Here is a 15,815-nt window from a genome sequence, read left to right on the forward strand (position 1 = left end):
CAGTAGGAGAATTTTATGAAATTGGAAAAAAAGCCTCTGGACGTGCCGGACATAGTGAACATGCCCAAGCCCAGCCCCGCTCGCGCGGGTGCGCGCAAGGCCGTGGTGCTTGCGCTGCTGGCGGTTTTGGCCCTTGGCGGCGCGACCTACTGGCTTACACGCGATAAATCAACCCGCGACCAGTGGAAGGACAAAGCCGCCGACATCATAAACAACGCCACCAGCGGCACACCGCTGGCCGGTGTGGGTGATGTGCTGCGCGATGCGCCCCCGCCCCCGCCCATTTCTGTTGTCAGCCCGCCCACCTCCCCCGGCACTCTGGCCGGGCAAACAGTGCAGGGCAGCGTGGGCGCGCCTGTAGATGGCTCAACGTCCGCCGGGTTGTACCCGCAGCAGAACGGGTCGCAGATACCCCAGAAGGTGACGGAAGACAGCCACATCCGCATGGAATTTGTGGAAGATCTGGCGGCCTTTGTTGTGGCCCGGTTCAAGCCCGGCCCGCAGAGCGGCACACTGAACGTTAGTGTGCAGGCGCTCAATCAGCGCTATGGCGCAAAGTTTGCCAATGTTGCCGATGGCAAGGGCGGTCGTGAAGCCCTGCTGCGCTACGCCTTTCATCCCACCATGCTGCGCGGCCTGTACACCCTCTATGCGGACCGCTTTCTGGATGCCATTAACCGCGATGCGGCCTCCAAGGGCTTTACGCCTGAGCAAATACGCCAGTTGCACATGGCGCTGGCAGGGCGTCTTGTAATTCTGGCTGGCGCGCTTGAGGGCGTGGCCTCTGTACCCAACCTTGACGCCCGCCTGCGCGAGCAGGACAAATCCGCGCAAGGGGTAGTGGAAATTAACGCCCAGATGGCCGAAGCCGTGTTTGCGGTAGACCAGCTGCGGGAGAATAATGCTCCCGAAGCGCAGATATCCACAGCGCAACTGCGGGTGGACGGCCTGAGCGCCCGGTACCGCCGTGCGCTTGAGGAACGCGCCGCCTTGCAGCGCACCCTTGTTGCAGCCATACGCCAGAACGGCGGGCAGACGCTGGACGATGATTCCCTGCTGTTTGTGGCCCAGTGGGTTGACCGCCGCCTGCGCGCGGACGCTCAGGCCCTTGCCTCGGTGCAGGCCTCGGCTGGCGTGTTGCGCGATCTGGCGCGGCGCAGCGCACAGGCGGGAACAGGTACGCCGTTCCAGCCGCAAAGCCCCGCACCGGGCGCGATTCCTAATGGTGCAGGCAATGCCGTGCCAAATGTGGCCCCTAATGCCGCACAAAACGCCGGGCATGTGCAGACCTCCCCGCAGCTGACCCCGCCGCAGGGGCATGCGGCCCCCGCGCTGCCTGCAGAAAACTCGCTTGGCGGCACAGAACGTGCGCCTGCCCCCCGCGTGGGCGGTCAGCAGTAATGGGCGCAGCAGTTCTTTTTGTTGGCGGCACACGCAGCGGCAAAAGCGGTCTGGCACAGCGCTGGGCCGAGGCGCAAGCCCCGCAGCGGCTATATCTGGCCACGGGCCGCGCGGACGATGAAGAAATGGCGGCGCGTATTGCCCGGCACAAGCAGGAACGCGGTCAGGGCTGGCATTGCCTTGAAGAGCCGCTTGACCCGGCTGGCGCTCTGGCATCGCTGATGTCTGCGGCGCAGCCCGACGGCAAGGGGCCGGGGGTTGTGCTGTTTGACTGCGTGAGCCTGTGGGTAGCCAATCTTATGGCTGCGGACATGACGGAAAGGGATATTCTTGACCGCGTGGAGGCTCTGGCCGCCAGCATTGAGGACTATCCCCTGCCGCTGGCGCTGGTGAGCGTGGAGGCTGGCCTTGGCATGGTTGCCATGTCGAGCCTCGGACGTCGTTTTCAGGATACGCTGGGCCTTGCCAATCAGGCGCTGGCCCGCGTGTGCGGCACGGTACTTTTTGTAAGCTGCGGTCTGCCCCTTGTGCTCAAGGGCCAGTTGCCGGAGGAAATATGCTGAATTTTGTTGGGCGGACCGCCAGTGTGGAAGCGGGTGTAAAAGACGCGGGCTGCAGGGGCTTGGCTCGTGTGCCTTATTATTTCGTAGCTGCCCTGCTGTGGGCGGCGGTTGTGGTACAGTCCGGTTTTTCCTTTGCGGCAAATGATCCGCGCCAGTGCATTCTGGAAGCTGGCGGCGCTGTGGACAAATCTGACGTGGCCGCTTTTGAGCGGCAGGTGGATGTGGACGCCATTCTTGAGCAGGCGCTGAATCTTTTTGTGCGCCGCGCGCAGGATCCGGAGGCGGCAAAGGATCTGCCGCCCATGGTTGCCTTGCTCTTTACGCAGGCAGCGTCCAAGGAGGGCAACGTGCGCTCCCTGCTGCTGAACGAAACCCGGGCCTTTGTGCTCAATGGCATTTCTTCCGGCGCATTTGCTGGCCGCAAACCCTCGGGCAATACCGCGCAGGGGCTGCTTGCCCCGCTGTTTGCCGATGCCTCCACCGGGCGCAAGGAAATCAAAAACGTTGGGCAGGCCCGGCGCGATGGGGATGGCTGGCTTGTGCCCTTTGTGGTGCATGACGGCGGCAACGGCGAATCCTATGACGTGACGGGCCGGGTGACATCCGCTAACGGCGAGATGCGCCTGACCTCCGTAGCCAATATGGAATCCCTGCTTCGCAAGGTGGCGGCGGAAAGCCGCGCTGTGGAGCCGTAGCAGATTCTGCTGACTGGCGCACCAAGCACCAGCAAGGAATAAAAAAGGGAGCCATTTGGCTCCCTTTTTTATCGCTGATTTTTTATCACTGTCGCCGTGCGGCTACTGCGCAGGCTGACTCTTGTCGTCATCGTGCTTTTCGGGCCGCAGAATGCGGCTGATGGGCAGGGCCGTGGCCCGGCCGGAGAAGATTTCTTCCGCCGTGGCGGCAAGGGCCTGGGGCAGAACTTCATCCACATGGTCAACAAAAACGATCTCCAGGTCGCGCAGCACTTCGTCCGGCACTTCCTTGAGGTCTTTTTCATTATCGCGGGGCATGATCACTTTTTTGATGCCGCTGCGGCGCGCTGCCAGCAGCTTTTCGCGCAGGCCGCCGATGGGCAGCACCCTGCCGCGCAAGGAGATTTCGCCGGTCATGGCTACATCGTTGCGCACGGGAATGCCGAGCAGGGCGGAGGTGATGGACGTCGCCAGGGTGATGCCCGCCGAGGGGCCGTCCTTGGGCGTTGCGCCAGCAGGCACATGCACGTGGATATCTATCTTGCGGTGGAAGCGGGGATCAAGGCCCAGCACTTCGGCCCGTGAACGCACATACGAAAGGGCCGCCTTGGCAGATTCCGTCATGACCTCGCCCAGCTGGCCCGTGGTCACCACATGACCGGAGCCAGCCATGAGGCTGGTTTCCACCAGCAGAATTTCGCCGCCGCGCTGATTGTAGGCAAGGCCAGCGCACACGCCCACCTGAGGTTCGCTTTCGCGTTCATCATGGCGATATTTTTTTACGCCCAGCATGGAGGGCAGGCTCTGGCGCGAGATGTTGACGCACTTTTCGGTGTCGTCGTCTTCCACAAGCTTGATGGCGGTCTTGCGGCACAGGGCGGCAATTTCGCGCTCAAGGTTGCGCACCCCGGCCTCGCGCGTGTAGGAGCGGATGACCTCGAGAATGGCGTTGTCCGACACGCGGATGTTGCCTTCCTTGAGGCCGTGCTCCTCCAGCTGGCGGGGCAGCAGGAAGCGGCGGGCGATGTGGCGTTTTTCCGTCTCGAGGTAGCTGTTGAGCTCGATGATCTCCATGCGGTCAAGCAGCGGCACTGGGATGGAGTGCAGCGAGTTGGCCGTGGTGATAAAGAAGACCTTGGAAAGATCATACTCCAGATCAAGGTAGTGATCCATGAAGGTATTGTTCTGTTCCGGGTCAAGCACTTCCAGCAGGGCCGAGGCGGGGTCGCCACGGTAGTCGGAGGTCATCTTGTCCACTTCGTCCAGGCAGAAGAGGGGATTGTTGAACTTCACCCGCTTGAGGGACTGGATGATCTTGCCCGGCAGCGCGCCCACATAGGTGCGGCGGTGCCCCCGGATTTCGGCCTCGTCGCGCACGCCGCCAAGGGAGAGGCGCACAAAATCGCGCCCTGTGGCGCGGGCCACGGACTTGGCAAGCGAGGTTTTACCCACGCCGGGGGGGCCGACAAAGCAGAGGATGGGGCCTTTGAGCCCCTGGGAAAGCTTCTGCACGGCGAGGTATTCCAGAATGCGTTCCTTGGGTTTTTCAAGGCCAAAGTGGTCGCCGTCCAGAATTGCGCGCGCCTTTTCAAGGTTGATGTCTATCTGCTTGAGGTCGTTCCAGGGCAGATCCAGAATCCAGTCCACATAGTTGCGCACAACCGTGTATTCCGCCGCAGAGGGCGGCATGCTGCGCAGCTTTCTGGCTTCGGAGAGCGCCTTTTCGCGCGCTTCTTCCGGCATGTCGCGGGTCTTGAGCTTTTGCTCTATTTCGTCAACTTCGGCCTGGGGGTCGTCATCGCGCCCCATTTCCTTGTTGATGGCCTTGATCTGCTCATTGAGGTAATATTCGCGCTGGTTGCGCTCCATCTGCACCTTGACGCGGTTCTTGATGCGCTTTTCAACCGTGGCAAGGGCCACCTCGCCCTGCAAAAGCTCATAGGCAAGCTCCAGGCGCAGGGTGGCGTCGTCGATCTCAAGGGCTTCCTGCTTTTTGCGGTAATCAACCTTGAGGTGCGGAATGATGGCATCGGCCAGAGGGCCGATTTCCTGCAAGGCAAGAATGGAGAGCACAGCCTCCTGCGAAATCTTTTTGTTGTTCTTGCCGTATTCTTCAAGCGCCTCGTGCACGGCGCGCACCAGAGCCTCGCGCTCTTCGGGGCGGCTCTGCTTTTCGGCGCGGCGGCGCACGCCCACCATGGCGCACTGCTCGTCTTCGTGCAGGTTTTCCCAAGTGGCGCGATATACGCCTTCAAACAGCACCTTGATGGTGCCGTCGGGCAGGCGCAGCATCTGAAGCACCTTGCTGACCACGCCTACAGGCGAAAGATCCTGAGCATCGGGCTTTTCCAGCTCCGGCTCGCGCTGGGCCACAAGAAATATCTGCTTGCTGTAGGTGGCCTGTGCGGCTTCGATGGCCTTGATGGAGGCCTCGCGCCCCACAAAGAGCGGCATGATGGAGCGGGGGAACATGACCACCTCGCGCAAAGGCATGATGGGCAGTTCAATATAAGCGTCAGAGCCGCGCATTTCGTCTGTCATAATTCTCCCCTGAAAAAAAGCCGGACGACGGCCTGCGCCGCCCGGCGGAACTTAGAGCTTTTTTGCCGTGAAATGCCTGCGTCAGGCGGGGTGTTTGCTGTTGCCCTGCGGCTGGCTGGCCGAAGAGCGTAAGGGTCGCCTTGCAATCTATTCCACAGCGCGGATTTGAGGAAAACCCGCACGGTGCGCCGCAACACTAATGTTGCCAACGCGCCAGCTTTAACCTGCGGGGTCAAACCATTGGCGGTACCCCTTTACGTGCCTGCTGCATGGCAGAACGCGCGCAATTCAGGCGGCTGGCTAAGAGGCCTTGTCGCCCCCGGCCTGGGCCTTGGACGTATCGGCGTTTTCTGCCTTGTCGCCAAACAGCAGCACCGGTTCCTTGCCCTTGTCGATAACAGCCTGATTGATCAGGCATTCGCGCACATTGGGCAGGGAGGGCAGCTTGAACATGATGTCGAGCATGGTGCGTTCCATCACGTTGCGGAGGCCGCGCGCCCCCGTTTTGCGCTCAATGGCCTTGGCGGCAATGGCCTTGAGCGCATTGGGCGTAAAGCGCAGGTCAACATTCTCAAGTTCAAAGAGCTTCTGGTACTGGCGCACCAGGGCGTTCTTGGGTTCGGTGAGAATGCGCACCAGATCGGGTTCGTCCAGCTCGTCCACATGGGTGATGATGGGGATACGGCCCACAAATTCGGGGATAAGGCCGAACTTCACCAGATCCTGCGGATGCACCCTGTCGAGCAGTTCGCCAAGGGGCATTTCCTTGCTGGCGCGCACCTTGGCGCCAAAACCCATGGAGCCGCCGCTCATGCGGCCGCCCACGATCTTGTCCAGGCCCACAAAAGCGCCGCCCACGATGAACAGGATGTTGCTCGTGTTCATGCGGATAAATTCCTGCTGGGGGTGCTTGCGCCCGCCCTTGGGAGGAATATTGGCCTCGGTGCCTTCGATGATCTTGAGCAGGGCCTGCTGCACGCCTTCGCCGGAGACGTCGCGCGTGATGGAGGGGCCGTCGCCCTTGCGGGAAATCTTGTCGATTTCGTCAATATAGATGATGCCCTTGCTGGCGGCTTCCAGATCGTAGTCCGCATTCTGGAGCAGCTGCACCAGGATGTTTTCCACATCTTCGCCCACATAGCCAGCTTCCGTGAGGGTCGTGGCGTCAGCAATGGCAAAGGGCACGCGCAGTACGCGGGCCAAAGTTTTGGCAAGCAGGGTTTTACCGCTGCCCGAGGGGCCTACCAGGAGGATATTGCTTTTTTCAAGCTCCACCTCGTCGCCGAGAGCGCTGGCGTAAAACACGCGCTTGTAGTGGTTGTGCACCGCTACAGAAAGGATTTTCTTGGCCTCGTTCTGTCCGATGACATACTGGTCAAGGCGATCCTTGATTTCCTGGGGCGAAAGAAGGCGTTCTTCGCTCTGGGGGCTTTCCATCTGGTCGCGGGCGATAATTTCGTTGCAGGCCTTGATGCATTTGTCGCAAATGCTCGCGCCGTCCTGCACGATGAGATTGCGAACCTCAAGCTCGGTGCGCCCGCAAAAGGAGCAGCGCAGGGGTTCGCTCACCGTAGGTTTATCGTTCTTGGCCATATTACTCGCTCTTTTCCTGAGCCATTTCATTGCGCGATACAAGCACGCGGTCAATGATGCCGAGTTCCTTGGCTTCCTCAGGAGTCAAAAAGTTATCGCGTTCGGTAGCTTTGACAATATCCTTGTAGGGACGGCCCGTGTTGTCGGCCAGCATGCGGTTGAGGCGTTCCTTGAGGCGCAGCACCTCGCGCGCGTGGATTTCAATATCCGTGGCCTGACCCTGAAAACCGCCCGAGGGCTGGTGAATCATGATCTGACTGTTGGGCAAAGCAAAACGCATGCCAGGCTTGCCAGCGGCCAGCAAGAATGCGCCCATGCTGGCGGCGCGGCCCATGCACACAGTCGCCACTGGCGAAGAGATAAAGCGCATGGTGTCATAAATGGCAAGCCCGGCGGTAACAGAGCCGCCGGGGGAATTTATGTAGAGATAGATTTCTTTTTCGGGGTCTTGCGATTCAAGGAAGAGCAGCTGGGCGCAGATGAGGGAAGCAACGGTATCGTTGACCTCGGAGCCAAGCAAAACGATGCGGTCCTTGAGCAGACGCGAATAGATGTCATAGGCCCGCTCGGAGCGGCCTGTGGTTTCAATAACCATGGGGACAAGCGACATATGAGCCTCTTGGCACGGCGTGTGGGCCGGTTAGGTGCGGTGTTGCCGCAAAATAAAACCAAAAGGCGGCCTTAAGGCCGCCTCCCTTATACTTCAGTTAGTCCTGAGCGCTGGCGGGTGCGCCCGGCGCGGCGTCGCCCTCGGCTGGCGCCTTGGGCTCCACTTCGGTCACCTTGGACTTGGCGTAGATCAGATCCATGGCCTTGTCGGCCAGCATGCGGTCACGCAGCACAAAGATCATGCCCGAGCGTTCATAGCTTTCGCGCAGGGTCTTGAAATCTTCGCCAGTGCGCATGCTCATCTGGTAAATCTGAGTGTTGACCTCATTGTCGGTAACGTCAAGTGCTTCTTTCTTGGCGATGGAAAGCAGCAGAACCTGCGAGCGGGCCAGCTCGTCAGCCTGGGGCTGCACTTCGGCGCGCAGTTCGTCCATGCTCTTGCCAAGAGAATCAAGGCTGCGGCCCTGACGTTCAAAGCGGGCGGCCATGTCGCCCAGCAGGGTGCGCACCTGGGTGTCCACAAGGCTGGGGGGCAGTTCAAATTCAACCATCTTCAGCAGGCGGTCAAGCAGGGTCTTCTGCGCGGCGCTCTTGTTGAGGTTGGCGCGGCTCTGGGTGTAGCTGCCGGTGATGGCTTCGCGCAGCTTCTCCACGCTTTCAAGGCCAACGGTCTTGGCGAGGTCGTCGTTCAGCTCAGGAAGCTTGCGCTCCTTGATGGCGTGCACGCGCACCTTCATGGTGACGGTTTTGCCTGCCAGATCCTTGGCAAGAAAATCTTCGGGGAAGGTGATCTGGCCTTCGCCTTCTTCGCCGTAGCGGATGGTCTTCACCAGGGCTTCAAAATCTTCAAGAGCCTGACGCTCGCCAAGGGCGAGGTCAAAGCTTTCGGCCTTCACGCCTTCCAGGGGTTCGCCGTTTTCAAAGGCGGCAAAGTCGATGGTGGCAACCTGACCGTCCACAGCGGGGCCAGCGCCTTCAACGGGCACAAGCTCGCCACGGTCACGGCGGATGCGGTCAATAACTTCCTGCACTTCCTTTTCGTCCACGACCACTTTTTCCTGCTCCACTTCCATACCTTCATAGGGAGGAAGGGTGAAGGAGGGCAGCACTTCAAATTCGACGCTGTATTCGTAGCCCTGACCGCGTTCAAAGGTGCCCTTGGCGTCCACGTCAACGCCAGCAAGGGGCGAAACGTCGAGCTTCTGCATCACGTCGTTGATGTGGACGTTGATCAGATCCTGGCGGGCTTCTTCATAAATCTTGTCGCGGAAGCGCTGTTCGATGACCGACGCCGGAACCTTGCCCTTGCGGAAACCGTCCAGCTGCACCGATGTTTTGTACAGCGCCACGGCGCCCATGATGGCTGCTTCCACTTCCTGGGCTTCGGTGGTGATGACGACCTTTTTTCTGACCGGCGAAATGTCTTCTGCGCTATATTCCACGAGGGACTCCTTTTCTTGGTGAGGTAGATGGTGCGAGAGGGGGGACTTGAACCCCCATACCAATGGTGCTGGATTCTAAGTCCAGTGCGTCTACCAATTCCGCCACTCTCGCAAAGCGTGTTTCCATAGCACACTTGCCGGTGGGCTGCAAGCCATGAGCGGCGCGCCTGTTGCCGTGGGCTGTGCCGGGCGGGAGGGCGTTAACCGAAAATCTCCGTCATAAATAAGTCGCAATGGCGGTACGGCAAGCAATTTTTTTAAAAAAACTGGCCGAAATCACCATTCCGGTGCGGTGCGGGCGGTGCCTGTTCTTTGCTAGCGCAGCACCAGGGCTGCTCCGTCAGGCCTTGGTGCAACAACTTCGCCCACTTCGCAGGCCAGATCGCCCCCTGCCAGCAGCATTTCGCGGGCCTGCGGCACCAGTGCAGGCGGCACGGCCAGCAGCAATCCGCCGGAGGTCTGCGCGTCAAAGGCGAGGCTTGTGAGCGCTTCGTCCACGCCGTCTTCCACTCGGGTGGAGCAGGTCCAGTATTTTCTGTTCAGGTGGCTGCCTGCGGGGATAAGCCCGTCGCGCGCGTATTCAAGGGCGCGCGGCATGAGGGGCAGGGCCTCGGCATGCAGTACCACGGTAACGCCCGAGGCAAGGGCCATTTCAAGCGCGTGCCCGCCAAGTCCAAAGCCTGTTATGTCTGTGGCGGCGGCTATTTTGAGGTCGCGCACAACGCCCCCGGCAACGCTGTTGAGGCGGGAGCACCAGCGTGTGACCTCTGCCTCGCTTTCTTCGGCTCCATCCCAGCGGGCCTTGACCGCCGTGGCGAGCACCCCCGTGCCCAGCGGTTTGGTCAGCAGCAGGGTCTGGCCCGGTTTCAGGCCATCGTTGCGGGCCATGTGGGAGGGATCGATGATGCCCGTGACCGCAAGGCCGTACTTGAGTTCCTCGTCCTGCACCGTGTGACCGCCAGCCAGCACGGCCCCGGCTTCGTTCATGGCATCAAGGCCGCCGCGCAGGATGTTTTCCAGTATGTGCTGCGGGTCGTCCTCTGCCAGGGCCTGCGGGAAAAAGGCCACGTTCATGGCACTCCACGGCTGGCCGCCCATGGCGTAGACATCCGAAAGCGCGTTGGCGGCGGCGATGCGGCCAAAGGCAAAGGCATCGTTGACAATGGGCGCAAGAATATCCACGGTCTGCACCAGGGCGCAGCCAGGGGGAACGGTCAGCACAACGGCATCCTCGTTCCGGGCGCGACCAGCCAGAACCCTGGCCTCAAGGTCAGGGCGCGTATCAGACGGCAGACCGCGTAAAAGTCGCTCCAGGGCCCCTGGAGCCAGCTTGGCGGCTCAACCGGCCGCGCGGGCTTTTTCCAGCAATTTCATGCTGCGCTCCCTGGTATTTTTGTGTTCATCCACCAACTATGCCTTCTTGATGGTAAAAGGTCAAAATGTGGTATATTGACGGCCGAACCATTATAATGTGCAATGCCGAACTGGTGTACTGGGTTTTGCCGTCAGCGCAGGGTGTTGAAAAAATTAAGGAGACGACCATGATTGCGCGCCGTAAATGCGATCCGCTTCTTTTTTTGCAGATGTTGGTGCTGGCCTTGGGGATGCTGTTCCCCTTGCAAGCGCAGGCGGTCATGCACGATGGTTTTGTGCATGTAAGCGACCAATGCCAGAATATTATTCAGGAAATACGCTATTTTTCTTCCTACAACTTTGTGGGAGAGCGCATTAATGGATATCTTGCACCCCAGGCAATTTTAACCGAGCCAGCGGCGAATGCTCTGTGCAAGGCCGCAGCGGCGGCTGAAGAGAAGGGTTATACCCTGAAAATTTATGACGCCTACCGCCCGCAATCGGCAGTGGATCATTTTGTGCGCTGGGGCATGAACGCCGCCGACACGCGCATGAAGGCGATTTTTTATCCGCAGGTGGACAAGGCGCGGGTCTTTGAGCTGGGCTATGTTGCCACGCGCTCCGGGCATTCGCGCGGCAGCACGGTGGACCTCACCCTCGTTGACAGGCTAAGCGGCAAAGAGGCGGACATGGGCACCCCCTTTGACTTTTTTGGTGCCGCCTCACACCACGGGGCCAAGGGGCTGAGCCCGCAGCAGGAGGCCAACCGGGCGGTGCTTCTGGGCTTTATGGAGAATGCCGGGTTCAAGCGTTATGAAGAAGAGTGGTGGCACTACACGCTTAAAAACGAGCCTTACACGGATACCTATTTCAATTTCCCTGTGGAATAAAATGAGGTGCCGCGCATAACTACGGTAGATTTCTTCTTTTCATGCAGAACCTTGCGGCGTAGCATGCTGGGCAATGTTCCACGAAAGGATGTGCCGTGAAAGTTGTCGTTTGCGCCAAGAAGGATCTTGCAGGATGTGTCGCCCTTAACAGACTGCTGGCAGCCATTGCCCCCAGGCACGATGTTTTTGTGGTTCTTTCAGATTACGTGCTGGACGCGGAGTGCAGCAATGCCTATGCGGCAAGCCTTGTGGCCCATGAGCGGAATATGGTGCTTGAGCACATTCTGCCCTGGCTGGAGGCCCGCTTTCCTGAGGGTAATGCGGCGCAGTGTCAGACCTATGCGGGCCTGAAAAAGCGTTATGGCATTGATATGGAGATGTGGGGCCCCATGCGGTCGCCCGCCTCCCGGCAAGCCATGCGCGACCTTGCGCCGGACGTCGTCATCTCCTGCCGTTACGACTACGTTATTCCCACTGAAGTTATCGATATGCCCCGGCTTGGCACCTATGGCATGCATCCCGGCGCGCTGCCTGACCTGCAAGGCCTGTGCAGCCCTTTTCGGGCCATGGAGCATGGCAATGAGCACTCTGGCTGTACGCTTTTCCACCTTGACGCAGGGCTGGATACCGGCCCCATAGTGGAGATCGGCTGGTGGCCCATCAACTATGACCGCTCCCTGCTGTGGAACTTTGTGCATACCTATTTTGCGGGTATCGACGCCCTGTTGCGGCACCTGCCGGACCTGGAGGCGGGGCGCGAGCTGACAACCCATGTGCAGAGCAGCGAAGGGCGAAAATACTTCAGCTATCCTACCGAAGACGAATTCCGCAGCTTTATCCAGAAGGGCGGGCATATCGTCCTGCCCGAAGATTATCATGAAGTTCTGTCGTGGTTTCTGCCCGGTGGCCTGACAGATCCCGCCATGCCCGAGCTGTGGGCGCTGGTTAGTTCTTTGGAGTCCTGAGCCGCCACATCAGGTGGAACAGCAAGGAAAGGGCGCAGACGATGCCGCCCATGAGCAGCAGCGCACTGGCTGGAGTCACGACGGTTACGGCAATGCCAAACACCACAGGCCCCGCCACCTGCCCCATGCGCTCCAGGCCCCGATAAATTGAGGCTGTCTTTTCGCGCCCCAGGGTTTGCGCCGAAGCAAGCGTGAGAACGCAGATCATGGACGCCGGGGCAGCCAGACACTGGGCCAGACCAAGGGAGATGACCGCAGCGGCGGCCCCGGCCATAGTTGTGGCCGTTGCCGCAATGAGCAGCGTAATGCCGGAGAGCAGGCCCGTGAGCGTCAGGAACAGGGATTTGTCTTTTCTGCGATCTATCCATTTGCCAAGCAATGGCCCCGCCGTGATAAAACACAGGCCGTAAAGCATGAATATACGGCCGATATCCGACTGATCCACATGAGCGTTTGCCAGCCTCAGGGGCAGCAGATAGTGCAAAAATCCGGTCAGACACATGGCGGCGGGTATGCCCACCAGCCAGAGTATCATGTGCATGCGCGGGTCTTGCAGCAATTGCATGCAACCTGAAAACATGTGCCCCTGCACGGCGGTCTGCGCGCCAGCCCCCTGCCCGCTCACGTTGCCGGAACTGCTTGCTGCGGCCTCTGCGGGTTCCTTGCCAAGCATCACGGTGAACAGGGCCAGCAATATGGTGCAGGAGCCGGTCGCCAGCACCGCCTGAAACGAGACATGATCCGCCAGCATGGCTCCCGCTGCGGAGCCGCAGATGCTGCCGGAAAAAATGCCAGCGAACACGCTGGTGAGCCCCGCCCCGGCATTGGCCTTGCCCAGGGTGCCGATCTGTCCGGCCATGAGCACAAGGCCAAAGCCGAAGCCTGTGGCAACGCGCCCCAGAATAAGCAGGTGCAGGCTGTTGGCCATGCCGCCCATCATCAGTCCCACCGCCGCAGCCAGAGTGCCTGCGGCAAAGACCTTTCGCCAGCCGTAGCGCAATGAAAATCCGCCGGAAAACAGCAGGGCAAAGCCCGCGCTGACCATCTCTGCCGAAATGGGCAGGCCAATGGCCACATCGCGGCTCAGGCCCATGAACGGTTCGTACAACTGGCGGGCCAGCAGGGGAATGAACGATATACCCATGTCGTAGCCCAAAAAGAACACAAAGCCCGCTGCCCGCAAGGCCTGCACGGCTAGGGAGTGGTGGCTGCCTCCAAGGGCGTTCGCCGCAGCATCCGGCGGCAGGTTGCGTTGCGCAATAAGGCCCAGCAGTTTTGAGAGTTCCAGCAACAGCAAAAAGCTGATGAGCAGCGAGGCTCCTAGGTCAAGAGCCAGCGCCGATATACGGGCTGTGATGGCCTGAGGCTGCACTGCCAGTTGCAGACGCAGCACCTCCTGCTTTTGGCGGAAGCGGCTGGGCCAGTAGGTGCTCAGTGATTTTTCAACCGTGAGCGCGGGGTCGGGCACGTGCCCGGCATAGGCTACCACCTTGCCTTCCGGGGTCAGCAGTTGTGCGCCCGCAAGCTCGCTGTTGGCTGCAAGCAACTGCTCAAGCGCCTGATCCTTGCCGCGCAGACTCGCGATATCTACGCCTTTGTGAATGAGGTATTCAAAATCGCGCCCGGTACCTTCGGCGAGGATGTCGGCCTTGGTGCGAACGGCCTGTTTGACGAAGGTATCGAACAGCACCAGTGTGCCACAGGCGTAGAGCAACTGCGATGTGCCAATGATGATGAGCAGCATTCTGGTCATGCCTGAAAGGCTTGTGCCCACCGCGCGTTGCCCGGTCAGCAGACCAAGACGCCCGGCCAGAATCAGCCCCGCCACAAGGCAGGCCGCTGCCAGCAGCAGGGATGACAGACGCAGGAAATCTTCTGTAGCCGCATTGATGGGCTTGCCGTCAATGTCCACCAGCAGGTGTCCTACAGGCGTTTTGTTGCTCAGGGGTATGCTCAGGCGGTAGCCATCGGCGGTTTTGATTGCGCCTTGCGGGCCGTCTTTGCCCTCGCTGGTCTGCGGGGCTGGACCGACAGGCAATGTACCTTCCGTTGCTGGGCCTTGGGCTGGCTGCACGTAGAGCGTGGAACCCCTGGCATCAATAATGGCCACACGTTTGATGCCCGCCGCGCTCTGTCCCAATTCCGCCAGCATTTCGTCCATCCCGGCGAACGAAGCCAGCGGTTTGCCAAAGCGCATGCCGCGTTCAATATCGCGGGCCAGACGTTCAGCACCGCTGCGATAGCCGGAAAGCACCATGTCGGTTGCCAGCGTATTCAGCGTGGAAACAGAGAGCAGCACGTTGAAGCCCAGAGTAACCAGCAGAACTCCAAGCCCGAGCAGCAGGGCATTGATGCGCAGTTTGCGCGTGGCGCGGATAAGCACGGGAAATCCTTAGGGGGTACCGGGGTGCGGCTGGCTGATGGTTTCGTGCAGTTCGTCCGCCGTTACCAGCACGTCAAAGGGAAAATCAAAGCCGATGGCCTTGGCGGTGGCAAGGTTCAGGGCAATGGAAGGCTCGGACTGGTCAAGCATGGGCAGGGTGCGCGGCTGCGTGCCGCTGAGTATGGCGTGAGCCTGCCCGGCAAGAGCTATGCCGCTGGGGCCGAAATTCCAGGTGGAAAAGCCCATGAGCGCTCCGGCTTTGACATATTCCGACCCGTCACGCGCAAAGGTGGGAATCTTCCACTGATTCAGCTTTTGCAGCAGCGGGGCCATGCCTTCGCCGCCGATATCAAAGCAGTTCAGCGGGCCGATAAAGAAGGCGTCCATGCCCTGCTTGCGCAGGTCGTCCAGACCCTTGCGGCATTCTTCCGTACTTTCGGCGGAGGAGAGGCCATCGTAGAGCACAAGGGTAAATCCCAGCTCCGAGGCAATGGCCTGAGCATCGCCAAGTGCCGCGTAGACGCGGCCTTCCTGACTGTTCTGGAACATGATGCCCATTTTGTGAAAGCGCACCACATCGTAAAAAACGCGGAACATGGAGGACCAGCGGTCAACTTCCACCCGGCAGGTAAAGTTGTCCACGCCTGAATCCTGCGCGCTTTTGACAACCCCGGCAGCCACAGGGTCAGCCATGCCCATGCCCAGGATGGGCAAACGGCCATCGTTGACAGCCAGCAAGGCCTTGACCGCCGCCGTGCCCATGCCCACCACAAGGTCAAGATCCTTGCGTTGCAAAAGCTGTTTTGCCATTTCAGGCAGGCGGCGCATCTGCGCTGGTTCCCAGCCGGGGCTGAAGCGTGCGTCAGCAGGGTATTCGCAACGGATGTCGTCATACTTGCCCATACCGTCGCGAAAGGCGCTCCATGTATTGTCAAACAGCCAGAACGGCCCGGCCTCAAGATAGCCGATGCGTTTTACAGGCGGATTGGCCCAGGCGGGAGGGCAGGAGGCTAGAATCAGCCCGCCCAGAAAGAGTATGGCAAGAATCAGCGAGGTCAGGCGCTGCAAAAATGCGGCTGCATGGGGGCGGTGCCCCTGATTTTGCTGCGGGCGCAGCAAAAGGCATGGGCCGTTGGCTGTAATTGGAAAAAGCATGTCTACTGCGCCGCGTGAAAGAGTGTGTTCATCAGAACTGTATCCGTATGCAGCCTAGCATCCCGTGGGTTTTTTGGGGCTTGAGGCGATGACAAGCAGCAGCCCCACCAGGGGAGTCAGCAGAACACTGGCAAAAAAGTTGCCCCAGAATCCCAGCCGGGAATTGATGCCCAAAAGCCCGATCAGCAGGCTCATGCCCAGTATGAGAGCGAACAATAGCACAGC

13 protein-coding genes and 1 tRNA gene are annotated in these 15,815 nt (G+C 60.1%); 5 read left to right on the forward strand and 9 right to left on the reverse strand.

The annotated features are described in order from the left end of the window. The first annotated feature begins 15 nt into the window (after positions 1-15). Genes QZ383_RS00280 through QZ383_RS00290 form a run of 3 tightly spaced genes read left to right on the forward strand, consistent with a single transcriptional unit; the run spans position 16 to position 2,659 of the window. Positions 16-1,401, forward strand: a complete 1,386-nt coding sequence (locus QZ383_RS00280; RefSeq protein WP_291442076.1) for a hypothetical protein — start codon at positions 16-18, stop codon at positions 1,399-1,401. Further along, positions 1,401-1,964 (forward strand): bifunctional adenosylcobinamide kinase/adenosylcobinamide-phosphate guanylyltransferase, encoded by a 564-nt coding sequence (locus QZ383_RS00285; protein WP_291442077.1) that lies wholly within the window; start codon positions 1,401-1,403, stop codon positions 1,962-1,964. The genes QZ383_RS00280 and QZ383_RS00285 overlap by 1 nt, the downstream gene beginning before the upstream one ends. Then, positions 1,958-2,659: a hypothetical protein gene (locus QZ383_RS00290; RefSeq protein ID WP_291442079.1), complete on the forward strand. Its 702-nt coding sequence runs from the start codon at positions 1,958-1,960 to the stop codon at positions 2,657-2,659. The genes QZ383_RS00285 and QZ383_RS00290 overlap by 7 nt, the downstream gene beginning before the upstream one ends. A 102-nt stretch (positions 2,660-2,761) precedes the next feature. Here the strand turns inward: QZ383_RS00290 and lon are convergent, their stop codons facing one another. From lon to selD, 6 genes are all read right to left on the reverse strand, one after another. Then, positions 2,762-5,200 carry an endopeptidase La gene (gene lon / locus QZ383_RS00295; RefSeq protein ID WP_291442081.1) on the reverse strand — a complete coding sequence of 813 codons (2,439 nt, stop codon included), beginning with the start codon at positions 5,198-5,200 and terminating at the stop codon, positions 2,762-2,764. Between the two features lie 300 nt (positions 5,201-5,500). Next, a complete protein-coding gene (gene clpX, locus QZ383_RS00300) occupies positions 5,501-6,793 on the reverse strand; it encodes an ATP-dependent Clp protease ATP-binding subunit ClpX (protein ID WP_291442082.1) in 1,293 nt (430 codons plus the stop codon). Between the two features lies 1 nt (position 6,794). Further along, the gene (gene clpP, locus QZ383_RS00305; RefSeq protein WP_192111300.1) at positions 6,795-7,403 is read right to left on the reverse strand and encodes an ATP-dependent Clp endopeptidase proteolytic subunit ClpP; all 609 of its coding nucleotides are present in this window, start codon (positions 7,401-7,403) and stop codon (positions 6,795-6,797) included. A gap of 97 nt (positions 7,404-7,500) precedes the next feature. Then, positions 7,501-8,844, reverse strand: coding sequence for a trigger factor (tig, locus tag QZ383_RS00310; RefSeq protein WP_291442085.1), 1,344 nt, complete (start codon positions 8,842-8,844; stop codon positions 7,501-7,503). A 28-nt stretch (positions 8,845-8,872) separates the two neighbouring features. Continuing rightward, positions 8,873-8,956, reverse strand: a tRNA-Leu gene (locus QZ383_RS00315). Between the two features lie 203 nt (positions 8,957-9,159). Continuing rightward, the gene (selD, locus tag QZ383_RS00320; protein WP_291442087.1) at positions 9,160-10,218 is read right to left on the reverse strand and encodes a selenide, water dikinase SelD; all 1,059 of its coding nucleotides are present in this window, start codon (positions 10,216-10,218) and stop codon (positions 9,160-9,162) included. Between the two features lie 167 nt (positions 10,219-10,385). On the opposite strand from selD, the gene QZ383_RS00325 reads away from it, so the two are divergent. Together QZ383_RS00325 and QZ383_RS00330 are read left to right on the forward strand one after the other, a co-directional pair. Further along, positions 10,386-11,087 (forward strand): M15 family metallopeptidase, encoded by a 702-nt coding sequence (locus QZ383_RS00325; protein WP_291442088.1) that lies wholly within the window; start codon positions 10,386-10,388, stop codon positions 11,085-11,087. 95 nt (positions 11,088-11,182) lie between these two features. After that, positions 11,183-12,052, forward strand: coding sequence for a formyltransferase family protein (locus tag QZ383_RS00330; RefSeq protein WP_291442089.1), 870 nt, complete (start codon positions 11,183-11,185; stop codon positions 12,050-12,052). Here the strand turns inward: QZ383_RS00330 and QZ383_RS00335 are convergent. From QZ383_RS00335 to QZ383_RS00345, 3 genes are read right to left on the reverse strand one after another with little or no spacing between them, the layout of a single operon-like run. Next, a complete protein-coding gene (locus QZ383_RS00335; RefSeq protein WP_291442090.1) occupies positions 12,033-14,435 on the reverse strand; it encodes an MFS transporter in 2,403 nt (800 codons plus the stop codon). The genes QZ383_RS00330 and QZ383_RS00335 overlap by 20 nt on opposite strands. A 9-nt stretch (positions 14,436-14,444) precedes the next feature. Beyond that, complete coding sequence (locus tag QZ383_RS00340) at positions 14,445-15,590, reverse strand: ABC transporter substrate binding protein (protein ID WP_291442092.1); 1,146 nt, start codon at positions 15,588-15,590, stop codon at positions 14,445-14,447. 54 nt (positions 15,591-15,644) lie between these two features. After that, a complete protein-coding gene (locus QZ383_RS00345) occupies positions 15,645-15,812 on the reverse strand; it encodes a hypothetical protein (protein ID WP_291442094.1) in 168 nt (55 codons plus the stop codon). Positions 15,813-15,815: the final 3 nt, after the last annotated feature.

This window comes from Desulfovibrio sp., from assembly GCF_019422935.1.
Lineage (GTDB): Bacteria > Desulfobacterota > Desulfovibrionia > Desulfovibrionales > Desulfovibrionaceae > Desulfovibrio.

What these genes read in the sequence shown, in the direction of transcription:
- QZ383_RS00290 (WP_291442079.1), top strand. Translation starts at nt 1,958, where the DNA reads ATGCTGAATTTTGTTGGGCGGACCGCCAGTGTGGAAGCGGGTGTAAAA.
- clpP (WP_192111300.1), bottom strand. Translation starts at nt 7,403, where the DNA reads ATGTCGCTTGTCCCCATGGTTATTGAAACCACAGGCCGCTCCGAGCGG.
- QZ383_RS00325 (WP_291442088.1), top strand. Translation starts at nt 10,386, where the DNA reads ATGATTGCGCGCCGTAAATGCGATCCGCTTCTTTTTTTGCAGATGTTG.
- QZ383_RS00285 (WP_291442077.1), top strand. Translation starts at nt 1,401, where the DNA reads ATGGGCGCAGCAGTTCTTTTTGTTGGCGGCACACGCAGCGGCAAAAGC.
- QZ383_RS00340 (WP_291442092.1), bottom strand. Translation starts at nt 15,590, where the DNA reads ATGCTTTTTCCAATTACAGCCAACGGCCCATGCCTTTTGCTGCGCCCG.
- clpX (WP_291442082.1), bottom strand. Translation starts at nt 6,793, where the DNA reads ATGGCCAAGAACGATAAACCTACGGTGAGCGAACCCCTGCGCTGCTCC.
- QZ383_RS00280 (WP_291442076.1), top strand. Translation starts at nt 16, where the DNA reads ATGAAATTGGAAAAAAAGCCTCTGGACGTGCCGGACATAGTGAACATG.
- lon (WP_291442081.1), bottom strand. Translation starts at nt 5,200, where the DNA reads ATGACAGACGAAATGCGCGGCTCTGACGCTTATATTGAACTGCCCATC.